Raw genomic sequence first — 2,980 nt, forward strand, 5'->3', positions numbered from 1 at the left:
CGAAACGCGCTACCGAACCGACGACGGCTATCAGGAGGTGGACATCGACCGCTTCACCGTTGCAGACAGTCTCACTATCGACCCTGGAACGGAGGAAACTCGGACCGTCTCGGTTGACATTCCGTATCCGACACCGCTCACAGTCGGCGGCCTCGATGTCTGGATCGAAACGGAACTCGATATCGATCTTGCCGCCGATCCCGAAGACAAAGAGTACCTCACCGTCAAACCTACACCGCCTTCAGCCCGTCTTCGACGCGATGGACGACTCGGTTTTCCCTCCGGAGTGCAGAGTGTGAGACGGATCCATACGGGCGGTACACAAGCGGCCGTCGGTTCGCCCAGGAGTTCGAATTCCGGCCCGACTCGGGCCGATTCCGCGACAGCCTCGATGAAGTCGAGTTCATCGCCTCGACTATGTCGTCATACCCGACGAAATCCGCGAGCGAATCGGCCGATCGTATCCGTCGCGTCTCGTTACTGAATAATCCGTTTGTATTGTTCGTTGAATCCTAACACTCGAATTCGCTATATGCATTCGAAACAGATGTGATCTACTCATATAATACTATTTTATTCGTCAATCTAACCATGATATCTTTGAGAAGGATTAGAACGAGAATTCAGCGTAGAGAAAAGAGAAACTTCCTAGAAGAACGAGCGAAAATACTGTTCTCCATTAATATCTAAAACACTATATAGTGTATTTCAACTCAGAATACTATTATGTCTTTATCGCTATCTTTGAGCGCGATCAAGAACCCATCTCTCGCGACCACGACGATCCGGAACAGGCGCTTCGCGCTAGACGAGTTCGTATTCCTCGCACGTCGTCCGCCGTCGATCGCGAACGAGCAAGCATGAGTCCGATAGCGACCGCCGTAGCCACCGATTCCCCTTTTACCGGATTCGGAATGCTGGATCGCATCCCCTCGCTAGCAGTGGGCGTCTGTCGGCGAGAGTTCCTCTGTTTTGACTTCGAATCTCGAGATACCGCGGCGTACTACGTTCATTTCGAACGGTTTCAGGATCCGAGAATTGGTGACTGCAGAATCGCGCTACAAACGAACTACGACACACAAGACCCCAAAGGTAGATGGGTGACGGAATAGAGTTCACTACGTGTGGCGCTGCTGTTCCCGTTTGTGTCGTTTGTCGTCGCCGGTATCGCCGTGTACGTAGCGGGCATCTCGCTCTCCGACGTTACCAACGTTCTTGCGGTTCGGTGGAAACTCGGCGAGGACCTCAGTGGGCTGATTCTGCTTGCGGTCGTCACGATCCTGCCGGAGTTCGTCATCGCGATCAGCGCGGTACTAAGTGACAATTTGCCGCTGGCCATCGGGAACATCCTCGGTGGGATCGCGATCCAAACTGTTGTTCTCGCGTACCTCGACGTTGCAGGGTCGGGAAAATCTGAGATACTAACCTTCCGAGCGGCGTCGCTGACGCTCGTACTCGAAAGGACGCTCGTAATCGCGATCTTGCTCGTCGTCATCATGGGCAGCTAACTCCCGGGGTCGATCGAGTTCGCCCGTGTGACGCCGCCCGAAATACTGATCGCTCTCCTTTGGGTCACCGGATTACTGCTCGTCTCGAAAGCGCAGGCGGACTTATCGTGGCGTATAGGAGGAGCACCGCCGAAAGCCCAATCGGAACCGCGCGGGATCGCAAAGCGGAAGAAGGAAGCCGGGACCACGGGAGTGGTGGCGAGGCATCCGATAGCCGTCTTTCTTCTCGCGGCGGTGACCCTCGGTGGCGGTATCACGCTCGAACGGAGCAGTTCGATGCTTGCCAGCGGCATCGGTGTGAGCGGTGCCGTATTCGGCGCAACGATGCTGGCAGCGGTGACTGCGTTACCCGAGGTGTCGACGGGGCTGACGGCCGTCCGACTCGGCGACTACCGGCTCGCGATAAGCGACATTTTCGGCGGAAACGCGTTTCTCCCCGTACTTTTTCTGGTGGTATCGGTCGTATCGGGGCAAGCCGTCTTGCCGGCCCTGACCGGAGCGGACATCTACCTCGCCGGCCTCGGTAGCCTGCTTACGACGGTGTATATCACGGGCGTTATCTTCCGCCCCCCAATACCAGGTCTGGCGACTGGGGCTTGACTCGCTCGTCGTGCTCCTTCTCTACGGTATCGGCATCCTCGGCCTGCCGTTCGTTACGTCCTGATCTCGCTATACGCAGCCGGGCACCTGCCGAACGCAGTGAACCAGCGCACTGTGGTCGTTCCTGCCGTCACAGGTACGTGCGCTGCCGTCACTACGGCTCTGCTTTCACCTCCGGTGGCTGATTCCCCCAATCCTCGGTCTTTATCTGCCCCTCCAGATATTAGTGAGAACATAACGAAAACAAATTCGCTCTCGTCGATGTCGGCACCGATCGACCGTTCCTGCTTGGTCTTTCCCATCCGGAATGCAAACTCCGATGGCGTGCCGATTTGTACGGGTCCACTCTTCTCTCGTTTCATACTGCCGGACAAAACTATTCACACGTCGATCGCATTCGAACGGTCGTCGCCACAAGTGCCGATCCGTGAGACGCGATCGAGGGTTCACTGACTTTTGTCCGGTAGTATCACTATCCAACCGGCTATAGCATACTGTAGAGCGTGTCATAGAAAGCGTCACGTACGAGGCAGCAGGGTGCGGAAAGTGTGTCCAGCACGACCGCAACCCTGCAAGACATGGCTTCGGTAGACGAGTTCTTGAATGCGGCGGCTACCGAGACAGTGTCGCTGTTCGAACATCTTGAGTTCGGGTTTCTGCTAGAGTACGACGTGTTCGTCCCCTCGAAGCGGGGGCGAACACGAGTACACAAGCCACCGGATCTCTTTCGCGGCTTTCTACACTGTTATTACAAGAACATCTACGGCACACGACCGGTCACACGTGAACTCCAGCACGCGCTTGTCTGGTACTACTGCGGACTCACCAAGACAGCGCCTACGATATTCTTGACTGGCACGACCTCCTGCTGA

At 56.0% G+C, this 2,980-nt stretch carries 2 protein-coding genes and 2 pseudogenes; all 4 read left to right on the top strand.

The genetic code is table 11. From position 1 onward, the window contains the following. Positions 1-516: pseudogene (locus C484_RS24965) on the top strand (sporulation protein); the annotation flags it as partial. A gap of 608 nt (positions 517-1,124) precedes the next feature. Next, complete coding sequence (locus C484_RS24010; RefSeq protein WP_204366377.1) at positions 1,125-1,508, top strand: hypothetical protein; 384 nt, start codon at positions 1,125-1,127, stop codon at positions 1,506-1,508. A 27-nt stretch (positions 1,509-1,535) separates the two neighbouring features. After that, entirely contained in the window at positions 1,536-2,108 is a 573-nt protein-coding gene (locus tag C484_RS24015; RefSeq protein ID WP_204366378.1) for a hypothetical protein, read from the top strand. Positions 2,109-2,656: 548 nt separating this feature from the next. Beyond that, positions 2,657-2,938 (top strand): annotated as a pseudogene (locus tag C484_RS07935) (IS5/IS1182 family transposase); the annotation flags it as partial. Positions 2,939-2,980: the final 42 nt, after the last annotated feature.

The organism is Natrialba taiwanensis DSM 12281, assembly GCF_000337595.1.
In the GTDB taxonomy this organism is placed as follows: domain Archaea; phylum Halobacteriota; class Halobacteria; order Halobacteriales; family Natrialbaceae; genus Natrialba; species Natrialba taiwanensis.